Raw genomic sequence first — 21570 nt, 5'->3', positions numbered from 1 at the left:
TTTAAAGATCCGTATATTTTGTGTGTTTACCTTTTGCTTTTTCAACAGGATACTTCTTAGCATTTAACTTTAATTTCTCTTGAACAGCGGACTCAATATCAATATCCAGATCATGACTTATCAAAAGTACCCAATAAAGAATGTCAGCCAATTCTTGACTAATTGAATCTTTATTTTCAGCTATATACTCTTCAATTTCTTCGTCTGATTTCCATTGAAAGTGCTCAAGTAATTCTGAGGCTTCTAAATTCAAGGAGATTGCCAAATCTTTCGGATTGTGAAATTGTTCCCAATCTCTTTCCTCTCTAAACTCCAGAATATTCTTAATAATCTTTTCTAATCTATCCATGAAAGGAATTCTGGTATATTTTTCCCATTAACTTTTACGATTATAATCTTAATAAATATAAAGGACATTTTTGGAAATAGTTTTATCTCCACGTAAAGCCAATGGCAACTTGAATTAACGGGAATTGCCAAGGGTGATAATGGTAGCTAAGAATGCACCGATACCACCTACTATTTTCCAGCCCATATTCACATTGTCTTCTTCTTGCTCTATAAGCTGAATTAATTTCTCTTTTTCGATCTCATGTATATGCCGGGCATGAGAAGTTAATCCTCTCATGTCCTTGAACGCTTTTCCACACTCTGGGCACGTTAATTTCTTCTCCTTTTCCGTGTTTCGGGGTTCTCTTTCTTCATCCATAGCATTAAATTTTTAGTAATTTTTTCATTTTCTCGGTCATAAAGGCTGAGAACCCATTTCAGCCGGGTAATTATACCCAAATATTTTGGGTTTGCCGGGCTTCGGAACGGCACGGCTTTTGGGTCCTCATATCCTTTTATAGCCTTTAAATGGCATTTTAAGTGTTAAATTTTTGATTCGTTTCGATTTAACATACTAGTGATGCATTCTTTGTGGTAGTCATAATGTTCATTGCCGGCTTCATTTGATATACACACGGTAATTCTAACATTATTTTTGAATGCAATTCCACATTTTGAACATCTGTTATTCTCAACGCCACCACACCTGGTAGGAATGTCTTCTTTCCATAATCCCAGATCGCGATAATCCAGTGCCAACCGATCACTTTCCGTAATCATATCACAATGAAGGTTTCATCCTTCATCTGTTTGGTTACGTACTTACAGCAATAGTTGGAGACCGCTTCCCGGGATTCAATCGTTTCCACTCGGGCACGGCCATATTTATCGAACCATCGCTTCCAAATAGTTTGAGCTGTTGGCCGTTGATCAAAACGGAAACGTAACAGGCCGTGCAAATGGACTTTGCCGTAGAGTTTTCCCGATTCGATGAAAAGAACAATAAGTTCTTTGGTCGTGAAACCGCGAAAAAATCGTTGAGCGGCCCGGCGTGCGCCGTTTGGAGAGATATCTTCGAACCGGAATGTTCCGGTGAAGAAATAGTCCCATTTTTCGGTTGACAACCAATTTGCGTACTGTTCTCTTTGTTCATAACTTTGTTTATCCATTACGGGTTAGTTTTAAAGTGTTATGCTTTAATTAATCTGATAGGCGCACAGGGTGCTTCGAACACTCTGTCCGCCTTTTTTTATTCCCATTCATTGCTTCTTAGGCGTACCGGGGGGATAAAGATTGACCTCCCCGGTACGCCAGCAAGAGCCTTTTCCACAGCAAATGCCAGTAATAGAGATCATCCTATGAGTTTATCCACACAGAGAAAGGAGTAAGAGAATCCCGGGAAGGATCGTTTCTCCCCGGGCTTTCTCCGTGTGGTCGGGGTGCTCTCCAGCATGGCCCGAAAATCGTATAGTTCTCCCATTAGTTGATGTTATTCTACTTTATGGCGGTTTAAAAAGGCTTCCACATCTTGGATGTGATACCGTATTGTCCGGCCATTTTGAGAGTATGGGAGTTGCTTACTATCCCTTAGATACTGGACGTGCCTACGGGAGCATTGAAGCATTTCCATTACTTCATCCGTAGTTAACCATTCTTTCCGGGTGGCTTTGCGTATCGCACCGGGAAGAACTTCGTTTACCGTCTCTTTAACTTTTCTGGAAATAATATCTTCCAGATCTTCTTTTGTAGGGATAAAAACGTTCATGACTATTTAGGCTTTTGAATTTGTCTTCGCCTATAGAATAATCAGAACGCAACTTTTTCATTTTTTCATCAATGAAAAAGATTCTATGAAAAGGTAGATAGGTGAACTATTACATTCTATCGTTGTACCTCAAAACTGTTGACTTATCTATATTAAGCCCAAATTCTTTCTTGTAGAGTTCTTTAACCGCTATCGCGGTTTTGTTTTGAGATGGCTGTTTGGATTCTTGCTCTTCAAACTTTTCTATTATCCATTTTCTATTTTTTTGATGTTGTCCGTAGCTTCTTCTATCATCTTTCTCGGATTTAGAATATTCAGATTTCAAAAGTTTTTCTAATTCCTCTATTTGATATAGACTAACTGTACTAACAAAAACATGATTGGCTGACCTGGTGTTATCTGCAGGTGTTTGTATTGTGTTATGTAAATAAGTCCATCCCATTCCATCTGAATTATTTACCATTGCATATGCTTTATGGCCTATACCAACTTTACTCCAATTGCCTTCGTAAACTTGTTCTAGGATATGATTGGAGGCACGGTCAAGTTCCGATTGTAATCTGTTTATTCTATTTTGAATAAATTCAGCAGGTTTGTAAGCATTTTCTAATCGTTCTAAAAATTCATTCAAAAAAGATTTATAAGCATTCTCTACCGACTTGTCGAAAATTTCTTTCTGTGCTTTTTCAATTTTAGAATATTCCTTATCAGTTATAAAACCCTGCTCATGTAACTGTTGGGGCAAATACCCTACCCCATACAGGTTTTGGTCATTAAACCCTTCAATTTCTTTATTGGCGTAATCCTTTTCTATTTGTCCGGATTTCCAATCCGCAAAAGTATATTTCCCTTTACTCATTTTTAGAACACTTTTTTCATTGCTTTATCTGCCAATTGTTCATCCAAGCCTTTCAGGTATTTTTGCGTAGTTTTGATCTTAGAGTGCCTAAGTGTTTGCATTAACTCGTACATACTTAATCCCTGTTCAACGGCATACTGGGCAAAGCTATGACGTGCTACGTGAAAAGAAATATTATCAAGCCTTGGAATGTCAGAATCTTCTTTTTCCAGCTCTTCATTTACTTTGTCAACAATCTTTCCTAGCCACTTATTGATAAGAGCATTTTTACTGCTAATTCGTTTTCGCAAGAATATAGGATCAGAATAATCTTTGTGATTATTCAAAATTGGAAAGATAAAGTCTTCCGATTTTTTATCGGTAGAATAATAGTCTAATATTTCTTGCTGGTACTCATTAAGCTCAATCGTAAATACCTTTTCGTTTTTGTTCATCTGATAAGATAAACGGTCGCCTTTTATGTCCTTCCATTTTAAGCAACATAAATCTCCAAACCGGATACCACCACTATAAAATGAAAACATAAAGTAGTTTCGGGTATGCCAGAGATTAGAAAACTCCTCAAAATCGTAACTTTGAATTGCTTCAATCTGTTTTACAGAAAGCTTTGTCTTAGGTTTAGGTTTACCCCGTTTCGCACCTTCAAAATTAACCAGGGGATTAATCGTAATGAGGTGTTTTTTTAATGCCTTTCGAATAATCCCTTTGATAGGCCCAAAGTTCTTACTTATCGTATTGGGATGGTTATCATATTCGTCTTCCAAAAACCGCTCAAAACGTTCTAAATATTCAGTATCAATATGCCTTAAAGGTAAAGAACGAGAACCTTCAAAAGCTTCTACCTTTCTAATAGCGACTTTGGCATTCTTATGAGTATAATGACTTCCTGATTTTTTAATCTCCTCTAAATATTCATCCGCTAAATCAAAGAAATCTCCGGTTTGCTGATGTTTTAAGCGTTTCTGAATAGCCTTTGCTGAATCCTTCCCATGCTTACTTAATTCAGCCTGGACAGTTTCGGCCTTATCTTGTTCCCGATCCAAGATACTGTTTAAACTCTTAGAATTTCTGTGACTCTTTCTAACCTCTTCTTTTTCTGGATTCCAAAACCTGGGCTTAACATAAACACCAGTGCTAACATACCGGGATTTACGGTTTTGAGTTATCCTTAAATAAATAGGACACTCTCCGTTCTCTCTCTTTTTATCTTTGCGTAAATAAAAGTGATAAGTTGTTGCCATATTGTTGTACCTAAATTATAATGGTACAACAAAGGTACAACATTTTTTGAATTTACCAACATTTAAACGATGAATAAGACACACATATATGCTATTTAAAGCATATATAGTACTATTTACGCCTAATACATGAATGAAAAAGAATAGAGATAAAGTCCGGGTGGGGGTACTTTAAGTATATAAGTTAATGGAGCCCAAAGAGAGAGCAATTATAATTTAAACTCCATTCTGTTTTCATTAACCCTCCTTCTCCATCCACTCCCGGGTGGTTTGGTCGATGGGCACGTCGAAAAGGTTTTTGAGCTCCTCCAGTCGATCGGGGTTCACCTGCAACGCCACCTTTCGCCCTTTTTTGATGGATTCCATCAGTCCGGTATGGCGCAATTATTTTACCTAAAGTTCATCCATATGGCAATGCCAATGATGATATTGGCGATCGTTCCAAATTTGGCATCGGGCCAGTATAAGAAGATAAGTACCTGGGAAATGACAAGGGCGATCATCCCCAGTATCCACCACCCATCGATCTTAAGGAGATAGCCTCCGGCGGTAGCCTGCATTAGCAGGCAGGCCACCAGCCAGAAGATCCCGGATACTTTGGATATCGGGAGATTGAGCTGTTCAATTTCTGCCAGCTGAAAAGCCTTCAGGAAGCCCATCAGGTGAATAAGTCCATGGATTACCGTGATAAGAGGAATAAGTATGCGCAGCATGATGGTGAATTTAGTTAAGTGGTTGTTGGACAGGCTCCATACTTCGGAGCAGGGTGAAGCTCAGTGAATCAATATGGGCCGCGTGGCTGTGTCCCGCCGAGATATTAGACAAGACGACCACTCCTTTTTTGCGGTCCAGATCGAGTGCCATGGAGGAGCGATAGCCACCGGTGCCCCCGTTGTGCCAGTGCCAGCGTGTGGTGGAATCCTGTTTCAGGATAAACCAGCCCAGGGCGATATCCATCTTTTCGTCTATACCGAAAGTTTTCTGCTGCTGTAGGTTCAATACCTTATTACTGGTATCAAAATTGGCTGATCCAAACCGGGCCATATCCACGGCCGTAGAGAGAAGGGCTCCCGCCCCGGGTATTGCTCCGAGGTCCCAGTTGGTCGCGATATTTCCACGCTTGGTTAATCCGGGTACGAGTTTCTCCGCAACCAATGTTCGCTGTGTTGTTGTCTGAGGCATATCCAACGGCTGAAATATCCTCTGTTGCAGCATTTTTTCGTAGGATTGATCTTCAACATGGGTTAACACATACCCAAGGATGCCGGCTCCGATATTGGAATACTGAAAGTGGGTGCCCGGAACATGATCCAGCTCCATTTCATTGCGCATATAATCACGGAGTTTTTCCTCGTCATAATCTTTATAAGGATTATCCATGTGCCACATCGATTCCCAGATAAACCCGGATGGGAGACGGGGCAGGCCAGAGGTGTGGTTCGCCAGGTGCTTGAAGGTAATCCGGAGACTGTCATTGACATTGAGAGGAAAGTCCAGCTGCTCCTTTATGGGCTGGTCGAGCGCCAGCTTATTTTGATACGCCAGATCCGCAAGCAGCGCAGCGGTAAATACTTTCGATAGGGAGCCGATTTCAAAAACAAGGTCTTTATTATCGGTAATCCGTAAGGTATCGGCAGCACGAACGGCGCCATAGAATACGGCGGAGGTATCATCAATAAACGCAATCGAAAGCTGGGTCTGGTTGGGATAAAAACGGAGGGTATGGAAGATACGATCAGTCTGCACCTCCGATATCCCGGATTGACTCTGAAGTTGGTTCACCGCCACCTCGGGATTGCTTACGCTGCCACAAGCTGCTGTAGTAGCTATGATAAAAAGGAAATAGTAAAGCCGTTTCATACACCTGAAATATTAAAGCTTCTATTGTGGGTCAAATTTTTCTGTGAGACACCCTCAAGATATATTAAGGATGCAATTTTTGTACCCAAAAAGGAAGGAGGGTAAGGGATTTTTGAAATAGCCTTTCAATGACCGGTATTGCCACTATTCTTGATGAGATCTTTCCGGATCGTAATGGGAATACTGCATCGCTGCAAATATCAGCGAGCGGATGATGCAGGATTGCAGTAGAAGTGGAATGGATACAGTCTTTGTTTCGGTTCCGGCTCATCCCTATTTGTGAAAGAATACGTGATATTCTCAATGCAGGGATATTTTTAGCGGAGTATGAATTACGGATAAGGATTGGCACGGTTATTTCATCTTTAAAAATAGAATGGAAGTGGAAATCCATTGGGATATCTTATTAAAGGAGAGCTGATAAATTAATTTAACAACGGGAGGTATCTATTATGAGGTACAAAAAATCAGTAACGATCCTGTCGGCGGTTATCATGGTGCTGGCCATTATTGCCGCATCAACGGGTGCTTTTTCTTCGGGTGGACCGGGGACCTACGAGATAGAGAGTGTCCGCGGAGAGGTAGTCACCGTGTATGGGGAAGGAATCTACAAGCATATGTCGGTTGATGTGGCGCCACAGGGCATCGCCCAGGATTATATTACATTATTTGTAGCAGTTCCCCTACTGTTGATATCTCTTCTATGGGCTAGAAAAAATTCAGTGAGGGGACGGTTTCTCTTGGCTGGGACCTTGGGTTATTTTTTAGTGACGTACCTATTTTACTTGGTGATGGGCATGTATAATATCCTGTTTCTCATATATACGGCCCTGCTTGGAATCTCCTTCTTTGCTTTTGTTCAGACACTGCTTTCTATTGATTTGAGTAGTCTTTCTGAACGTTTTAGGGCCTCGACCCCGGTTAAATGGTTGGGAGGTTTCCTTATTTTCAACAGCATGGCCATCGGAATGATGTGGCTGGGAGTGGTCGTTCCTCCACTGCTGGATGGTTCGGTCATACCGGTCCAGGTTGAGCACTATACCACGCTGATTGTACAGGGACTGGACCTCGGCTTGCTCCTGCCACTCTCCTTTGTAGCGGGACTATTATTCATGCAAAAGAGGCCATTCGGATACCTACTTGCCCCGGTCTATTATATATTTCTCTCCATAATGATGGCGGCTTTGACGGCGAAGATAATCGCTATGGGGATGCTGGGGCAGAGTATCATGCCGGCAATCGTAATTATCCCGCTGGTTAGTATAATCGCTATTGTTGGGTCTGTCCTGATTCTGAAAAATATAGCGGAGCCCGGGCATACCCATCCCTGAATATTTTGTTTTATGGACTGGCGGTATTATCGGTGAGCAGGCAAGGGGTATCCTCTTGATGGGGTAATACTTACCGGGCCTATCACGGCGCCAACGTTATAGGTAAGATTTTTTTGGAGCCCAATCCTTACAAAAAATTTTAAAAAAGCGAATATAACATGCCGTAGTTATGTAAACATACTATCTAAAGACAATATGTAAACAGATGGACCCAAGATGATGGCAGCTCTCGTTGGTGAGGCAGATCAATCCAAAGAGATGACGGAAGTCTGGCATTTATGTCCGATACCTACTTTACCCGCCCCTACACTTAGCAGGATAAGGGAACTGTCGAGAATCGTATTTGAGTTATTCGGCGATTCTTTCCGAAAAGGACCGACCTGCGCAAGATCCCTGAGGAGCAAATAAAAACAGTGGAAGGGTATCTCAACTTTCGGCCTATACAAAAATTTGACTATCTTAATCCTATTCAATAATCATTAAAACACCGCGCTGTTGCACTTATCATTTGAACACGGCCAAAGATAATTTTATCTCGTAACTCTCATCTATGATTTGGGAATAATATTTTATCAAGTGAGTACTTGCCTCCACCAAGGAGAGTAAGAGTAATAAAAATGGTTAGAAAGAGTACTGCATCCTCTATGTCTCCAAACGGATCCCCTGCGTGGGCAACAAAGACTATAACGATAAAATTAATAACCAGGACAGCGGAAGCCAGCCTTGTACCCAGACCCAGCATAACCAAAATACCACATATTCCTTCTGCAAAGGCTACAAGGATCAGTGACAATGTTGGACCGAGCCCGATTGGATCTCCAAATTGAAAGTTACCCGAAAAAACATTCCCAAGCTTCCCGAGACCGTGATTAAAAAAAATAGCAAATCCTGCGACTAGTCGTAATACTAATATCGGCAAGCTGGAATTTGTAAGGCTATTAATATGTATGGAAAGTGCTTTCTTTATCATAAAGTTGTTTATTCATATTAATAATTAAATAATATTTATTATCATACAAAAATAATTTAGGAAAATTAGAATAAGGTCGTATTGTTTTAAATACTTTAACATTAGGAAAAGGTCTTATGAAAAAGAGCATTTAAATTATGAAGCGCATATTTTTCACCTTCTTTCTTATTTCTGTTGTTGCAATTTCTAGTTCCGTTTTTGCCCAATCCTCTGACGAATTATCCACCAATGGAGACAACATTAAAAAAACTAAAGTACTTGTCTTAGCTACTCATCACATTATTAACCATGAAGATAATTTTTCTCCGACGCTTGTTGATTCTTTAATCAATGTTTTGGAAGACTATTCGCCCACTATTATTTAACGTTCAATGCCTATACCTTTTCTGTGTACCTCACCAGTCAGTTTAATGCACCGGTTATTTGCTAGGCTGGTCGACCTGTGGGCCTTTTTTAACCTTATTAAATGTTAAATGGGAATACTTCTCTTGTTTTTGAATGCCGGAAGTATTTAGATTGAATAGTAAATATTCTTTTGAACAAAATTGGTTGGCATGAAATTTTTAAAATCAGTTACAGTTTTACTTTTATTGTCTATAGTTGCTTTAGGATGTACAAATGAAGCAAGTCAGGATGGAAATAATATATCCGAAGAGTTGAGCTATGATCAAGAACTAGCTGCTGAATTGGGGGCAGATGAATATGGGATGCGCAGATATGTTGTGGCCTTATTAAAATCGGGCCCAAACCGAGAGCATGATGAAGAAACAGCCCAAAAACTCCAGGAAGGTCATATGAGCAATATCCGGAGATTAGCCACCGAAGGTAAATTAATTGTGGCTGGCCCATTTTTGGGGGATGGAGAATTACGAGGGATTTATATCTTTGATGTTTCTTCAGTCGAAGAAGCGAGGGAGTTGACAGAAACCGATCCGGCCATTCAAGCCGGCCGATTGGAAATGGAACTGCATCCCTGGTACGGATCAGCAGGTCTCAAAAAGGTGAATGAAATCCATTCACAAATCAGTAAAGAAAATCCATAATGTCTCGGAGACTAGTCTGGAAGGGTCGGTAAGTCATGCAAAAGATTGCCCGGGATGGTTTCATGTCTCGGACATAACACGGAGGATGAATGGATCTGAGGTTTTTGGATTCCCCGGAAAACTAGTTGCAGACACAATTAATATTCCTCAACAAACGGTTCCCATCTGTTAGGTCTGCAGGTTAATCGGAGCCATATTGATTTTGCAAATGGTATTGAAATATATACCCGCACATTTTCTATCTCCTGAAGGGTAAACCAATGCTTAGGATAAATTAATTAGAATCATAAGTATTTATTTCGTAGCGTCATTTATCAGGTGGTATTCCACCATATCTTAAAATAAATGGGAGGGTAAAAATGAAAAAATATTACTTAACGATTGGACTATGTCTAATCGCAATGGGGGTTAATGCACAGTGGCTGACCGAAACGTCATGTAATGAGCAATCGAACAAAATCACAGACAAAGCAATTGCTCATCTTGTAAATCTTGAATCATCTGTAGCAGTGGGCATGGCCAATGCTGCTCTTATGATTGATGAAAAATGCGGTGCGGCCAAGTTGGTTAAGGTCAATGCTGCGTTGGGAGGACAATATGGGTCGCGTGATCAACAGGTGAAAGATCTTGATACACAAAATTTTACCGAGCAGGAAAAAGCCTGGCATAAGATACTGGCAGCTCCGGATGAAGAAGAGTCAGAGATTCGAATAGAAATGGCTGAAGCGTATCCAAAGGTTCCGCTTTTTTCTTTATTGGCAAGCTTAAGTGCTGAAGATGGTGATAGATTAACCAAGTATGTGCAGGAGTTTCCCGAATATGCATCTTCAGCTTATAATACGATGTCATATTATTACGCACAGGGAGAATATGGAGAGCCGGACATGGAGAAAGCTCTTGAAACTGTTAAAAAGGTTTTTCTCACCCATGATGGCCCCAATGCTCATGATTCGATGGCCGAGCACTATGCGTTGATGGGAGATTATGAGTCTGCCTTTAAGCATCAGGTTATGGCGCTGGATTATGCCGCAATGGGTGGATCGGGTTATGGTGTAAATGCAGGTATATATTTACGTCAGAGTAATAAGGTGGATCTGACAGATAGCCTGAAAACTATGACCAAAAAAAGAATAGCATTCCAGATGGAAAATGATATTGAAAATCTGGCACAGTTTTATTCAGAGGATGTAGGAATGATTGCCTGTAATTCTGATATGGAACCATGCGTATTCTATGAAACACTTGAAGAGGAAGATCTAGGTATAGTATGGAATCGCTGGGATGTGAGCGACTTAAAAGTTTATTTCAGTCCGGATATGAGGGTTGCGGTTACAACCTTTAACAACGACGGAGAATATACTGTAAGTGGAAGTGATACACCAGTAGCTTATAAAACCCGTGCAAGTGAGGTATGGACGCTGGATAACGGATGGAAATTGATGCATTCCAATTTCGCACCTCTAGCATTTGGCTCAGGAATCCCCAAAACGGAATAGGATGTTCGGAAAATATTTAGGATTACTTATCGGTTAAGTTGGAGGGGCACTTTTTGAGTGCCCTTTTTTTATTTCTGTCATATGTGAATTGCTATTTAAATATCAGGAAGGAGGCATTGATAAACTCTAAGAACGAAGCCTTTTGATGAATAGTGTCGCCAGCATTAAACAAATGTATATGAATCTGTCAGCAGGGATGTCCGTGCTAATCTTGTCTTATTCTTAGAAGAGATGCGTTTTCTCTTGAAGCACTTCTGGGTGGGATTATCTAGTCAAAATATCTATTTATAATTAATCTAAATAAATGTTGAGCTTTTGTAGTAGAGAAGGTATATTCTGACCATTATTAAGAACTGATCTAAACAAATATAAGCAAGTTTCGTGTCATTCGAAAAGAAAGTCTCTCTATTATCGCTCATTATTGTACTTGTCGGGATGAGTGGACTCTTTGCCCAGAGTAAAGAGGGGAAGATAACAGGGCATGTACAGGATATTGAAGGCGAACCGCTGGTTGGCATTACGGTTCAAATAAAAAGCATAAACAAAGGCGATGCTACGAATCAGGAAGGTTATTTTGAACTGGATGGATTGACTCCAGGTGAATATACACTGACTATTTCAGCCATAGGATATATTTCCCAGGATCGAAAAGTCGTTCTAAGGGAAGGAGAAAAAAGAAGTATCCAAATAACGCTGCATGAAAATACCCTGATCATGGATGAAGTGATGGTTCAGGGGAAGTCGCAGACTAAAATTAAGCGGGAAGAGGCTTTCAGCATTGCTTCGATTAGTACCAAAAGCCTTGAGAATACGAGTTACAATGTTGACGAAGTCTTGCAAACCAATCCGGGTATACATATTCGAAAGGAGGGTGGACTCGGTTCGAAATTCAATTTGTCGCTCAATGGTCTTTCCGGCCGGCAGGTACGTTTCTTTATTGATGGGATGCCGATAGAAAATTATGGAAGTACGTTTGGCATCAATAACATACCGGTGAATCTGATTGAGCGGGTGGAAGTATATAAGGGAGTCGTCCCGGTATACTTGGGCGGAGATGCTCTTGGCGGGGCGGTTAACCTAGTGACGGAGCAGTCGCCGCAACATTATATTGATGCTTCGTATACGGTGGGTTCGTTTAATACTCACAAACTGGCGCTCGATGGCCAGTATGTACATCCTTCTTCTGGTTTCGTCCTGAAAACCAACGGCTTTTACAACTATTCTGATAACAATTATACCATCGATGTGCGCATCCCTGATCCGGAGACGGGAACCTATGGCGAGGAGCAGGAGGTCGAGCGATTTCATGATGCCTATGAATCGCGGATGATTAAAGTGGAAACGGGATTCCGTGGATTAAGCTTTGCCGACGAAATTATGGTCGGCTTGTCACTGGCTGACAATTATGACGAGGTGCAGCACGGAGTGAGCATGGATCGGGTCTTTGGCCGCGTCCATACTACAAGCAATACGAAGCTCGGTTCCCTGACCTACCGTAAAAATCTGCAAAATCTGAGTATCAAGGTTTTTGCTTCCTATTTGAACGGGAACTCGGGTGTTGTTGATACTAGTGCCGTTTCGTACAATTGGCTCGGTGAGTTTGACCGTAAGAACAATCAAAATATCGCAGAGTCCAGCTGGGATCAAACACTGTTTGAGTACAATGATGAGGCTTTCCAGAATAATCTCAATTTGAGGTACCAGTTAAATGATACGCACGAGGCGGTGTTAAATTATACCCAGAGTTACATCAACCGCGAGGGACATGATCCAGTCAGTACAAATCCTGTGGCTTTTGCAGATCCGAATACGCTAAACAAGAAAGTGCTTTCCGGGAGCTATAAGCTCAGCCTGTTTGACGATGTCTGGAATACTACTGTTTTTTCAAAACTGTATTTCTTTAACTCAAGCGTTATCGACGTTGACTGGGACGGTGAACGATCTGAAATTAACAGCAATATTTTTAAGCCGGGTTATGGAGTTGCCACTACCTACCATCCTTTTGAAGGGTTACAGGTGAAATCTTCTTTTGAAAAGACGTACCGTTTCCCAGATGGATATGAAGTATTTGGAGATGGACTGCTGCTGTTATCCAATCCCCAGCTGTCTCCCGAGAACAGCAACAATTTTAATCTTGGTATACAATTCGACCGACTCATGGGCAATCACCGGCTGATGGCAGAAACCAACTATTTTTTGCGGGATGCCGAAAACTTGATCCGTATAGAAGCAACCGGCCTTACCAGTCAGTATATAAACCAGCGTAAGGTTATTAGCTCAGGCATTGAGGCGGGTGTCCGCTATGAATATAAGCGCTTGTTTTTTGGTGATATGAACATCACCTACCAGAATATCTTAAACAACTCAAAATATGAGGACGGACGAACCAGCCATGTTTACCGTGATCGCATTCCCAACATTCCCTACCTGATGAGCAGTCAGGGCGCAGGGCTTAAGTTTGATGCACTCTTTGTCCCCGATGATAAACTGTCTTTGACATGGAGAGGCAACTTTGTAGAAGAATATTATCTGAAATGGCCAAGCCTGGGCTCAGATGACAGCAAGCATGTTATTCCGCGTCAATATGTGCAGGATCTTCAGCTGGGATATTCCCTGGAGAACGGCCGGTATAATATCAATCTGGAATTCTCCAATATTACAGATGCGAAGGCTTATGACCATTTTAGGCTGCAAAAACCCGGACGGGCATTTCAAGTAAAATTTCGATACCTCTTTAACTAATAATCCAAAAACTCTAATTAAATACGATGAAGTTAAACAGAAATTTAATTTTAGCGCTGAGCTTATTTGCTGCTTTGGGAACTGCCTGCAGTGATATTGCCGGCTCAGAGAATGAAGAAGAGCAACAGCAACCAACAAATTATACTGTAGCTTTTACAGCACAGGGCTCAGAAAATGAATCGACCGACTATATCTTCAATACCGAAGATCTGATGAGCGGATCCCTCTCTGCCGAAGGAATAGGTATAGAGCAAACCGGATGGCGTTATATGTACGAACAAAATAACACACTCTTTAGCGTTGGATATTTTGATGACAACAACGCTATTGCTTATGAACTCGATGACGAGGGAAATATTACTGAAAAAGGCCGTTTTGTTTTTGAAAATACCCTTGACTTATTTGGAAAGGCCGATGACAATACGGCACTCGCCATGGAAGTACCCCGTATTGATTTTGCGGATCGAGTTCTGCACAAAATCGATATCAATTCGGTTTCTATTCAGGGGAAAGAGAATTTGCGTATCTGGGAAAGTAAAGAGGACTCGCTGGTCGCTTGGCCAACAGATCTGGAAGTCCGTGGGGGAAAGTTGTTTGTCCCTTTTTATAAAATACATGCGCGTGGAGATTTCTCTACTCCGCAGACCGATACGGCATATGTAGCCATGTATTCCTATCCCGAGCTTGAGTTTGAAAAATACATTACGGATACCCGTATGGGTCCGATTGGAGTATATGGTCTTTTTAACGGCATGATTGCTGATGAGAATGATAACCTGTATGCCTATTCCTCTGCTTCTTTGGCAAACGGTTTTACGACCCAGTCAAAATCCTCTGGAATTCTGCGCATCAATAACGGAGAAACCGAGTTCAATGACAGCTACTTTTTTGATGTGGAAGAAGAAGCCGGTGGTAAGATTAACTTCATTGAATATGTAGGTAACGGTAAGGCAGTGGCCAACATTGTCACGGATGATTCCCAGCTTTGGGGCTCATTTTCAGCAGGCAATGAAATCCACAAATTGGTAGTGCTGGATCTTGAAAATAAAACATCTACGGAAGTAAGTAATATGCCTCTCCACGGTGGTTTTTATGGAAGTCCCTGGTACGTGAATGACGGAATGGTGTATATGAGTGTTACCACTTCCGAAAGTGCACATGTTTATAAGGTTGATGTAGAAAATGCTACGGCTACAAAGGGAGCGGAGATTCTGGGTAACAAATTGAAAGGTATTTACGACCTTAACTAGTAATTCATGTTCAGCTTAGGTAAACGACCTTTTAAGAAAATAGCTGGTAAGATTCACCTCTGGCTCGGTCTGCCGACTGGGCTGGTGGTGTTTATTGTGGCTCTTACGGGATGCCTGTATTGTTTTCAGGAGGAAATTAAGTCGCTGTATGATGATTACCAATATGTGCAAGCCCGGGAAGCATCTTTTATTCCACCCTCCGAGGCCCATGAAATCGCGGGCGAAGTGCTACCCGGCCGTCATGTACACAGCGTAATCTATGGAGATAAAAATGAAGCCCTTGAAGTCGTTTACTACGAAGCTGAACCTGAATTTTATCAAAAGGCCTACTTGAATCCTTTTACCGGGGGTTTAATTAAAGTTGTAGATCTGGAATCAGGTTTCTTTCACTTTATTCTGGAGGGACACATTCATCTTTGGATGGGAGAATTTGGTCGGCAACTCATTGGGTACAGCACGCTCATATTTTTAGTGATCCTTGTTACAGGACTCATTCTCTGGTGGCCGCGCAATAAAAAAGTTGCCCGAAAAAAAGTACGTTTCTCTTGGTCTGACCGAACACGGTGGAAACGAAAAAATTATGACTTACATAACATCCTGGGATTTTATGCTTCTCTCATTGCCCTGGTTGTTGCTATCACTGGACTTAGTATCGCTTTCAACTGGTTTTCTGAAGGGGTTCATACATTGACAGGAGGGGAAAAGCAGACTCAGTTTTCCTTGCCTCAGAACGTCAGTGATCAAGAAGAAAGGATTCAATCTGGCAAGCCCATTGATGTGATCTGGCAGCAAATGATGCAGGAATATCCGCAGGCACCAAGTGTGGAAATGCACTATCCGCCGACAGAGGACCATACGATTTATGCCTATGTGAAGTTTTCGGAGGGCACTTACTGGGATTCCGATTTTCGCTACTTTGATGCAAGGACTCTGGAAGAGATTGAGCCGGATCATATCTATGGCAAACTGGAGCAGGCCTCAATTGCTGATAATATACAGCGCATGAATTACGATATTCATGTTGGTGCTATTGGGGGTATCGCTGGCAAAATTATTGTGTTCTTAAGCAGTCTAATTGTGGGTAGTCTGCCAGTGACCGGTTTTATCATATGGTGGGGACGGCGTAAGAAGTCATCTGTACAACTAAAACGTAAGAACGTAAGAAATCCAGAGATGGATGCGGCTGCCTGAATTTAGCTTCTTCTTTTTTTAAGGCAGTATTAGGGTACCTTGAGCTTTTTGTTTTGATCGATAATAACAATAGGAGAAATATATCGACATTCTGAGGCAACCTTTTAGCATAAATCCCTGTATAGTCTAATAAGTATATGCTAGCTCTACTTTCTTGCTATGGTTCATATCCGATATGCAATGTGCAGTAGAAGGGTAACAGTGGATATAATAATACTAACTAACATTGTATTAAATCCACTTCTTAAGAGAAGGGAGTAATGGGCATGCTGGGACAGAGTATCATGCCGGCAATCGTAATTATCCCGCTGTTCAACCTCATTGCCGTTGCCGGTTCTGTTCTAATTCTGAAGAATATAGAGGAGCCCGCTCATATCGACTCCTAAATACCCATCCACAAATTATGGGCTTTCTCCTTTATTGATAAACAAACCGAAATAGATAAGTAAGTTTCACTACGGGGAGTTCTAATAGTTATATCCCGCTGTAAAGTTTAATAAGATGAGTATCGTTATAAAAAATGGGCTTTGCATTCTGGCAAAGCCCATTTTATCTCAATTACAGACCCGGATTGCTCACAGTCTAAAGAAATAATCAATCGGGATACAATTTATCGGTCCCGACATTTATACTATTTATCTACTTATTGTTAAAACCGTAATATTCGGCCACTTCATTATAATCCGAGATATCCAGATGCTCAGGAATGATATTATCTCCTTTCTGTTTGGGATTGTTCACGGTGTCATTGGCTTCAATGCGAACGATTTCGATGTTATCGTATTTTTCTCCAGTTCCGCTTTGTAAACGGATTCTAATGCTTATGCTAAAATAATGAAATGTACTGTATTGACTAGCTCCACCGTAGCCCCATCCCGGCAGATGATAGTAAATGTCAATATCATTAGGATCAACGTATTTTAAATACACTATCCAAGCACTTTCCTCTGGATTATTAACTTGCATACTAATGCTAAGGTCAGAATCAACCGAAAAATCATGCTCGGGGTGGATATATCGCGTTACGTTTGCATTGCCGTCAGCCCCTTTGATGTTAATAGGAGATCCCCAGCCGCTATCCGTTTTAGGACCGTACAACTCATAGTTAGCTTTATCCAGATAATAATCGCCTGTGGTTCCGAGGGAACTGCTCGGAGCGCCGCTGCCTGAATAGATCTGGCTGCCATCTTCCCCATCTTGGCCGTCTGCGCCCATCAGGTTGGTGGGACTGCCCCAGCCACTATCGGTTTTGGGCCCGTAGAAGTCGCCATTGGTATTATCAAAATAGAAGTCTCCGGTAGCCCCGACATCAGCTGAAGGAGCGCCGTTGCCCGCATGAATTACGCTACCGTCTTTGCCATCTTCACCATCCTGTCCGTCAGCCCCGTCGTGGCCATCTTCACCCATTAAATTAGTGGGATTTCCCCAGCCGTTCTCTGCTTTTGGACCATAGAAGTCGCCGGTATTCTTATCAAAATAAAAATCTCCGATGACTCCCATATCTGTTGAAGGGGCTCCTGTTCCTGAATGAATCTGGCTGCCGTCGTTACCATCCTGTCCATCAGCACCGTCTCGGCCGTCTTCACCCATAAGAACAATAGCTGGATTGCCCCAGCCGTCGGAGTCTTTGGGACCGTACAGCTCGCCGGTGTTAGAGTTAAGGTAGTAGTCACCGATATCTCCAATATTTTCATCAGGAGCTCCTTTGTCAGAATACATTTCGCTGCCGTCATCCCCGGCGGGGCCAACAGGACCTTGTGGACCCTGCTGTCCTTGCTCTCCCATGGGGCCCTGCGGACCTTCACAGCCCATGAGACCTAAACCAAAGATCAATAAGGCTAATAGCAGCATTAGTGAAAGGCGGCGAATTAGGTTTGGAGAATTGGTTTCTCTGTATGTGAACAAATTCATAGTATCTGTGTTTAATCCGGATTTTAATTTCAAGATGAATGAGATAACTAACCCCTTATCCTACACAGATATACGAAAGAGCAGGCAAAAATGGCTCAAAATTTCTCAACCGTTGGTGTGTTTTGGCTTATAGCAGGAAAAAACTGGGCATGGTGGGGAGCTGAGATAGTAAATACAATAGAATTTCAGAGAGAAAATGACGGTAAAAACCAGTAGAATCCGTTATTGGAAGTCTCTTATTAAATAGGCAGAAAAAGTTGCTGAGCGTTAAATTCAGCAGCCGATAATAAGGCTCCGATATTCAAAAACTCGACGACCGATACCGTCATTTGATCCCAAGGGTTAGGATTGTTAGTCCGAAGTTAAAAGAGCTTTCTTTCATTAACTATTCTTTATACTTTGTACGAAATTTTGAAGCTTTTTGAAAATAAAAGTAGTTCAAAAAATACGTTTGGTTATGACTAATTGTATTTCTTGTTATCCCAATCTTTTTAATAAATAACATTAAGCGATCATTATGCGCCGGATCCTTTTCCTAATATTTGCAGTAATATTTTTACAAAACTGTCAGCAAGATGCCTCTCTTTCCTGTACTCCAAAGCAAACAGCTGACACTTCGCTCGTTGCTCTTTCAGATTCACTGTCCAAACAGATGGAATGGCCCAATGACCTGGATATCATGGCCTTCTCAGGTCCGGAGATAACGCCAAGTCCCGCTGCCTTGGCAGTAAAAACGACCGGTGAGGTCTTCGTCGGGGTCGATATGCAAGGCTCGCTGGGCAAGGACCCCGGCAAGGGATCCATTCAGCGGCTGGTTGACTGCAATCAGGATGGCATCATGGATACGCATACAGAATTCACCAAGGTGAACAACCCTCGCGGTATTATTGCGATGGGGGATCGGGTATTTGTGCTGCATACTATTTTTTCGGAGGAGACCGGCAAGGCCTCGGGAATGGACCTGGTTGTATTTGAAGACAAGAATCAGGATGGGATCGCTGACGGCCCTGCCCAGCCGTTGATCGAAGATATCAGCAATCCTAACTACCTACGCAGCCGGGGCACCGATCATGCCACGAATGGGATCCGTATGGGAATTGACGGTTGGATCTATATTGCAGTGGGTGATTTCGGTTTTCATGAGGCTACCGATCGTGATGGCACTAAATTGACCATGCTGGGAGGCGGTGTTCTGAGGGTGCGCCCTGACGGCACCGAAATGGAAGTGTATACCCATGGGTTGCGCAATATCTATGATGTAGCTATTGACCCTTATATGAATATCTTTACACGGGGCAATACGAACGACGGCGGCGGTTGGAACGTTCGGTTCGCGCACCATGTGCAGAGTGGAGAGTATGGCTATCCCATGTTGTTCAAGCATTTCACGGAAGAGACGATTCCTGCTTTAGTTGATGTGGGGGGAGGATCCGGGACTGGTGCGCTGTATATGGATGACGACCGTTGGCCGGCCAAATACAACCACGTTCCTATGATGGCTGACTGGGGCCGCAGTTACCTGTATATGCATCACGTGAGCGCCGACCAGGGAAGCTTTACACAGGAGGCCGAAAAATTTATTGAACTTCCTCAGATTACCGACCTGGATGTTGATGGATCTGGAATTATGTACCTGTCAGCGTGGGACGGGGCGGGTTATTCGGGCGATTCCACCAAAGGTTTTACCGTGCGTGCAGTTCCGGAAGGGTTGAACCCCAAGCCATTTCCCAACTTGCAGGAAGCCTCCATCAGGGAGCTGGTCGAGCACCTGAAGTCCGGTAGTGCTAAAGTACGGTTGAATGCTCAGTATGAACTTTTGCAGCGGCCGGAAGATGAAGCGAGTGGGGCGGTATGGCAAATAGCGAAAGATAAGGGGCTTTCCACCGATGTTCGCGTGGCGGGAATTTTCACCTATGCACAGATTGCCGGCAAAGAGGGTATCGATAACTTGGTACAGTTGACGGGAAATGATGAAGTGAAAGAATTTGCATTGAGGGCACTGGCAGACCGAAAGCCATTGGTAGATGAGGTGCCCATTGAGCCCTTTTTGTCGGCTCTTGAAAGCTCTTCGGATCGTGTAAAGATAGCGGCTATTGTGGGGTTGGGCAGACTCGGACGTGAAGAGGCCGTTGATGAGCTGTTAAATATAGAGATTCCGTCCTCTTTTGAGGCTCCTGAGACCGGAACTGAAGGACCACATGCGACCCCTAATTCTGATATTATTCCACCCCATGTGGCCGTGAAAGCCTTGGTAGAGATTGGTGATACCGAAGGACTGTTGAATGCAGTCGAGCAGGAGCAAAACGAGCTGGCCCTATGGGCACTTCGATATGTTCATGAGCCAGTGGTCCCACAGACACTCATTGAGATATATAACAATAGTGAGGATCCGGGCTTTAAGAACCAGCTATTACATAACCTGGCACGTATTTATCACAAAGAAGCCCCTTATGACGGGTCTTGGTGGTGGAGTACACGTCCCGATACCCATGGCCCCTATTATAAAGCCGTGGATTGGCAATCGACGCCATTGATTCGCGATTTTTTAGTGAAGGAATGGCGAATACGTTCGGAAAATGAGAAACAACTTTTTGCCGAGATCAACAGTAAATATCGGTTGGGGATAGACCAATTTGGAGGTACCGAGGCCGATGCACCCAAAGAAGAAGCGCCGCGGGTAGATCTGGAAGAGATCAAGAATAAGGAAGGTCAGGTTGGCGAGGCATCAATTGAAGATGTAATGTTAGCTCTGGAGAAGCTCGACGGCGATATTGAACAGGGCAAGAAGTTATTTATTCAACAGGGATGCCAGGCGTGCCACACGATTAGCCAGGAAGGAGTACAAAAAGGCCCTTTCCTGGGGCAGATTGGTGGTATCATGAATCGCCAGCAGATTGCTGAATCAATCTTGAAGCCCAACGCTTCTATATCTCAGGGGTTTGCAACGGTACAAATTAGTACGGATGACAATAAAAGTTATACTGGTTTTGTGACTCGGGAAACAGCGGAGGAACTGGAGATTCGGGATATCGCCGGGCAGTCCACAACTATTAAAAAATCCAATATTGAAAGTCGCCGGGAGCTGGAGACCTCTATGATGCCTAGCGGGCTCGCCAATGCCTTGTCGTACGAGGAATTTACATCGCTGGTGGAATTTCTGTCGCAGCAGGTAGAATAGTGGTATAGTTTTTCATTTGATCTTTGGATAAGAAGTCTGGCTAACTCGGAAAAATGAGAGATACCCTTTATTGTACTGCTATAAGTTGGATAGAAAATGCTATTATCTTGTGAAAGCTCCCGGAGGCTAGCTGTTCGTAGTGTTTGAACATTCCGCCCACCCTCCCTCATCGCAGTAAATATAAACTAGGTCTTTTAACCGATATAAATAAAGAGAGTTTCTCTAAAAATAATTTCCCGAGGCAACCCTGCAGTACAAATCCCTGTATAGGCTAATGAATGACTGTGCTCATGTAACTTCCGGAGGTTAGTTTGCATCAGTAATAAGTAAATACCTCTATTCAAAATGATGCCAAAAGGGAAGGAGGTTAGGAGGTTGATGGGTGCATTTTATAACCTAAATT

The 21570-nt window shown here is 42.5% G+C and carries 21 protein-coding genes and 1 pseudogene; 10 read left to right on the top strand and 12 right to left on the bottom strand.

The genetic code is table 11. The features are described 5' to 3' along the window. Window position 1: 1 nt before the first annotated feature. The 10 genes from ABEB05_RS11710 to ABEB05_RS11665 all read right to left on the bottom strand — a co-directional run bounded on the left by ABEB05_RS11710 (window position 2) and on the right by ABEB05_RS11665 (window position 6449). A complete protein-coding gene (locus tag ABEB05_RS11710; protein WP_265790362.1) occupies window positions 2–349 on the bottom strand; it encodes a nucleotide pyrophosphohydrolase in 348 nt (115 codons plus the stop codon). A 114-nt stretch (window positions 350–463) separates the two neighbouring features. After that, window positions 464–709, bottom strand: coding sequence for a hypothetical protein (locus ABEB05_RS11705; RefSeq protein WP_265790360.1), 246 nt, complete (start codon window positions 707–709; stop codon window positions 464–466). 397 nt (window positions 710–1106) lie between these two features. Then, window positions 1107–1499 carry a rolling circle replication-associated protein gene (locus ABEB05_RS11700; protein ID WP_265790358.1) on the bottom strand — a complete coding sequence of 131 codons (393 nt, stop codon included), beginning with the start codon at window positions 1497–1499 and terminating at the stop codon, window positions 1107–1109. Window positions 1500–1681: 182 nt separating this feature from the next. Next, window positions 1682–1810, bottom strand: coding sequence for a hypothetical protein (locus ABEB05_RS11695; protein WP_265790356.1), 129 nt, complete (start codon window positions 1808–1810; stop codon window positions 1682–1684). 9 nt (window positions 1811–1819) lie between these two features. Beyond that, window positions 1820–2095 (bottom strand): helix-turn-helix domain-containing protein, encoded by a 276-nt coding sequence (locus ABEB05_RS11690; RefSeq protein WP_265790354.1) that lies wholly within the window; start codon window positions 2093–2095, stop codon window positions 1820–1822. 109 nt (window positions 2096–2204) lie between these two features. Next, window positions 2205–2954 (bottom strand): hypothetical protein, encoded by a 750-nt coding sequence (locus tag ABEB05_RS11685; protein WP_265790352.1) that lies wholly within the window; start codon window positions 2952–2954, stop codon window positions 2205–2207. Between the two features lie 2 nt (window positions 2955–2956). Next, window positions 2957–4195, bottom strand: coding sequence for a site-specific integrase (locus ABEB05_RS11680; RefSeq protein ID WP_265790350.1), 1239 nt, complete (start codon window positions 4193–4195; stop codon window positions 2957–2959). A gap of 389 nt (window positions 4196–4584) precedes the next feature. Beyond that, window positions 4585–4908 (bottom strand): hypothetical protein, encoded by a 324-nt coding sequence (locus ABEB05_RS11675; RefSeq protein WP_265790348.1) that lies wholly within the window; start codon window positions 4906–4908, stop codon window positions 4585–4587. A gap of 10 nt (window positions 4909–4918) precedes the next feature. Further along, window positions 4919–6055: a serine hydrolase domain-containing protein gene (locus ABEB05_RS11670; protein ID WP_265790345.1), complete on the bottom strand. Its 1137-nt coding sequence runs from the start codon at window positions 6053–6055 to the stop codon at window positions 4919–4921. A gap of 64 nt (window positions 6056–6119) precedes the next feature. Continuing rightward, entirely contained in the window at window positions 6120–6449 is a 330-nt protein-coding gene (locus ABEB05_RS11665) for a hypothetical protein (RefSeq protein WP_265790343.1), read from the bottom strand. Between the two features lie 58 nt (window positions 6450–6507). On the opposite strand from ABEB05_RS11665, the gene ABEB05_RS11660 reads away from it, so the two are divergent. After that, window positions 6508–7386 (top strand): hypothetical protein, encoded by an 879-nt coding sequence (locus tag ABEB05_RS11660; RefSeq protein ID WP_265790341.1) that lies wholly within the window; start codon window positions 6508–6510, stop codon window positions 7384–7386. 287 nt (window positions 7387–7673) lie between these two features. Further along, window positions 7674–7862 (top strand): annotated as a pseudogene (locus ABEB05_RS17130) (IS30 family transposase); the annotation flags it as partial. A gap of 68 nt (window positions 7863–7930) precedes the next feature. On the opposite strand, the gene ABEB05_RS11655 reads toward ABEB05_RS17130, so the two are convergent. Next, window positions 7931–8356, bottom strand: a complete 426-nt coding sequence (locus tag ABEB05_RS11655) for a DoxX family protein (protein ID WP_265790339.1) — start codon at window positions 8354–8356, stop codon at window positions 7931–7933. A gap of 137 nt (window positions 8357–8493) precedes the next feature. On the opposite strand from ABEB05_RS11655, the gene ABEB05_RS11650 reads away from it, so the two are divergent. The 6 genes from ABEB05_RS11650 (at window position 8494) to ABEB05_RS11625 (ending at window position 16078) form a co-directional block, all read left to right on the top strand. Further along, window positions 8494–8721, top strand: a complete 228-nt coding sequence (locus ABEB05_RS11650; RefSeq protein WP_265790337.1) for a hypothetical protein — start codon at window positions 8494–8496, stop codon at window positions 8719–8721. A 189-nt stretch (window positions 8722–8910) separates the two neighbouring features. Continuing rightward, window positions 8911–9399, top strand: coding sequence for a YciI family protein (locus tag ABEB05_RS11645; RefSeq protein WP_265790335.1), 489 nt, complete (start codon window positions 8911–8913; stop codon window positions 9397–9399). A gap of 359 nt (window positions 9400–9758) precedes the next feature. After that, window positions 9759–10895 (top strand): tetratricopeptide repeat protein, encoded by a 1137-nt coding sequence (locus tag ABEB05_RS11640; protein ID WP_265790334.1) that lies wholly within the window; start codon window positions 9759–9761, stop codon window positions 10893–10895. A 381-nt stretch (window positions 10896–11276) separates the two neighbouring features. Continuing rightward, on the top strand, window positions 11277–13637 hold the full coding sequence (locus tag ABEB05_RS11635; RefSeq protein WP_265790332.1) for a TonB-dependent receptor: 2361 nt from the start codon (window positions 11277–11279) through the stop codon (window positions 13635–13637). 26 nt (window positions 13638–13663) lie between these two features. Next, a complete protein-coding gene (locus ABEB05_RS11630; RefSeq protein WP_265790330.1) occupies window positions 13664–14887 on the top strand; it encodes a DUF4374 domain-containing protein in 1224 nt (407 codons plus the stop codon). 6 nt (window positions 14888–14893) lie between these two features. Beyond that, entirely contained in the window at window positions 14894–16078 is a 1185-nt protein-coding gene (locus ABEB05_RS11625; RefSeq protein ID WP_265790328.1) for a PepSY-associated TM helix domain-containing protein, read from the top strand. A gap of 639 nt (window positions 16079–16717) precedes the next feature. On the opposite strand, the gene ABEB05_RS11620 is transcribed toward ABEB05_RS11625, so the two are convergent. Then, entirely contained in the window at window positions 16718–17989 is a 1272-nt protein-coding gene (locus ABEB05_RS11620) for a collagen-like domain-containing protein (protein ID WP_265790326.1), read from the bottom strand. A gap of 90 nt (window positions 17990–18079) precedes the next feature. On the opposite strand from ABEB05_RS11620, the gene ABEB05_RS11615 reads away from it, so the two are divergent. Together ABEB05_RS11615 and ABEB05_RS11610 are read left to right on the top strand one after the other, a co-directional pair. Next, window positions 18080–18205 (top strand): hypothetical protein, encoded by a 126-nt coding sequence (locus ABEB05_RS11615; protein WP_265790324.1) that lies wholly within the window; start codon window positions 18080–18082, stop codon window positions 18203–18205. A 301-nt stretch (window positions 18206–18506) separates the two neighbouring features. After that, complete coding sequence (locus ABEB05_RS11610) at window positions 18507–21167, top strand: PQQ-dependent sugar dehydrogenase (RefSeq protein WP_265790323.1); 2661 nt, start codon at window positions 18507–18509, stop codon at window positions 21165–21167. Window positions 21168–21570: the final 403 nt, after the last annotated feature.

It is taken from the genome of Fodinibius salicampi, assembly GCF_039545095.1.
Classification (GTDB): domain Bacteria; phylum Bacteroidota; class Rhodothermia; order Balneolales; family Balneolaceae; genus Fodinibius; species Fodinibius salicampi.
This window is presented reverse-complemented; position numbering and strand designations above follow the sequence as displayed.

Coding starts and splice junctions, on each gene's coding strand:
- ABEB05_RS11680 (WP_265790350.1), bottom strand. CDS start 4,195: ATGGCAACAACTTATCACTTTTATTTACGCAAAGATAAAAAGAGAGAG.
- ABEB05_RS11710 (WP_265790362.1), bottom strand. CDS start 349: ATGGATAGATTAGAAAAGATTATTAAGAATATTCTGGAGTTTAGAGAG.
- ABEB05_RS11615 (WP_265790324.1), top strand. CDS start 18,080: ATGGCTCAAAATTTCTCAACCGTTGGTGTGTTTTGGCTTATAGCAGGA.
- ABEB05_RS11665 (WP_265790343.1), bottom strand. CDS start 6,449: ATGGATTTCCACTTCCATTCTATTTTTAAAGATGAAATAACCGTGCCA.
- ABEB05_RS11610 (WP_265790323.1), top strand. CDS start 18,507: ATGCGCCGGATCCTTTTCCTAATATTTGCAGTAATATTTTTACAAAAC.
- ABEB05_RS11700 (WP_265790358.1), bottom strand. CDS start 1,499: ATGGATAAACAAAGTTATGAACAAAGAGAACAGTACGCAAATTGGTTG.
- ABEB05_RS11690 (WP_265790354.1), bottom strand. CDS start 2,095: ATGAACGTTTTTATCCCTACAAAAGAAGATCTGGAAGATATTATTTCC.
- ABEB05_RS11660 (WP_265790341.1), top strand. CDS start 6,508: ATGAGGTACAAAAAATCAGTAACGATCCTGTCGGCGGTTATCATGGTG.
- ABEB05_RS11695 (WP_265790356.1), bottom strand. CDS start 1,810: ATGGGAGAACTATACGATTTTCGGGCCATGCTGGAGAGCACCCCGACC.
- ABEB05_RS11705 (WP_265790360.1), bottom strand. CDS start 709: ATGGATGAAGAAAGAGAACCCCGAAACACGGAAAAGGAGAAGAAATTA.
- ABEB05_RS11625 (WP_265790328.1), top strand. CDS start 14,894: ATGTTCAGCTTAGGTAAACGACCTTTTAAGAAAATAGCTGGTAAGATT.
- ABEB05_RS11685 (WP_265790352.1), bottom strand. CDS start 2,954: ATGAGTAAAGGGAAATATACTTTTGCGGATTGGAAATCCGGACAAATA.
- ABEB05_RS11630 (WP_265790330.1), top strand. CDS start 13,664: ATGAAGTTAAACAGAAATTTAATTTTAGCGCTGAGCTTATTTGCTGCT.
- ABEB05_RS11655 (WP_265790339.1), bottom strand. CDS start 8,356: ATGATAAAGAAAGCACTTTCCATACATATTAATAGCCTTACAAATTCC.
- ABEB05_RS11670 (WP_265790345.1), bottom strand. CDS start 6,055: ATGAAACGGCTTTACTATTTCCTTTTTATCATAGCTACTACAGCAGCT.
- ABEB05_RS11620 (WP_265790326.1), bottom strand. CDS start 17,989: ATGAATTTGTTCACATACAGAGAAACCAATTCTCCAAACCTAATTCGC.
- ABEB05_RS11675 (WP_265790348.1), bottom strand. CDS start 4,908: ATGCTGCGCATACTTATTCCTCTTATCACGGTAATCCATGGACTTATT.
- ABEB05_RS11640 (WP_265790334.1), top strand. CDS start 9,759: ATGAAAAAATATTACTTAACGATTGGACTATGTCTAATCGCAATGGGG.
- ABEB05_RS11650 (WP_265790337.1), top strand. CDS start 8,494: ATGAAGCGCATATTTTTCACCTTCTTTCTTATTTCTGTTGTTGCAATT.
- ABEB05_RS11645 (WP_265790335.1), top strand. CDS start 8,911: ATGAAATTTTTAAAATCAGTTACAGTTTTACTTTTATTGTCTATAGTT.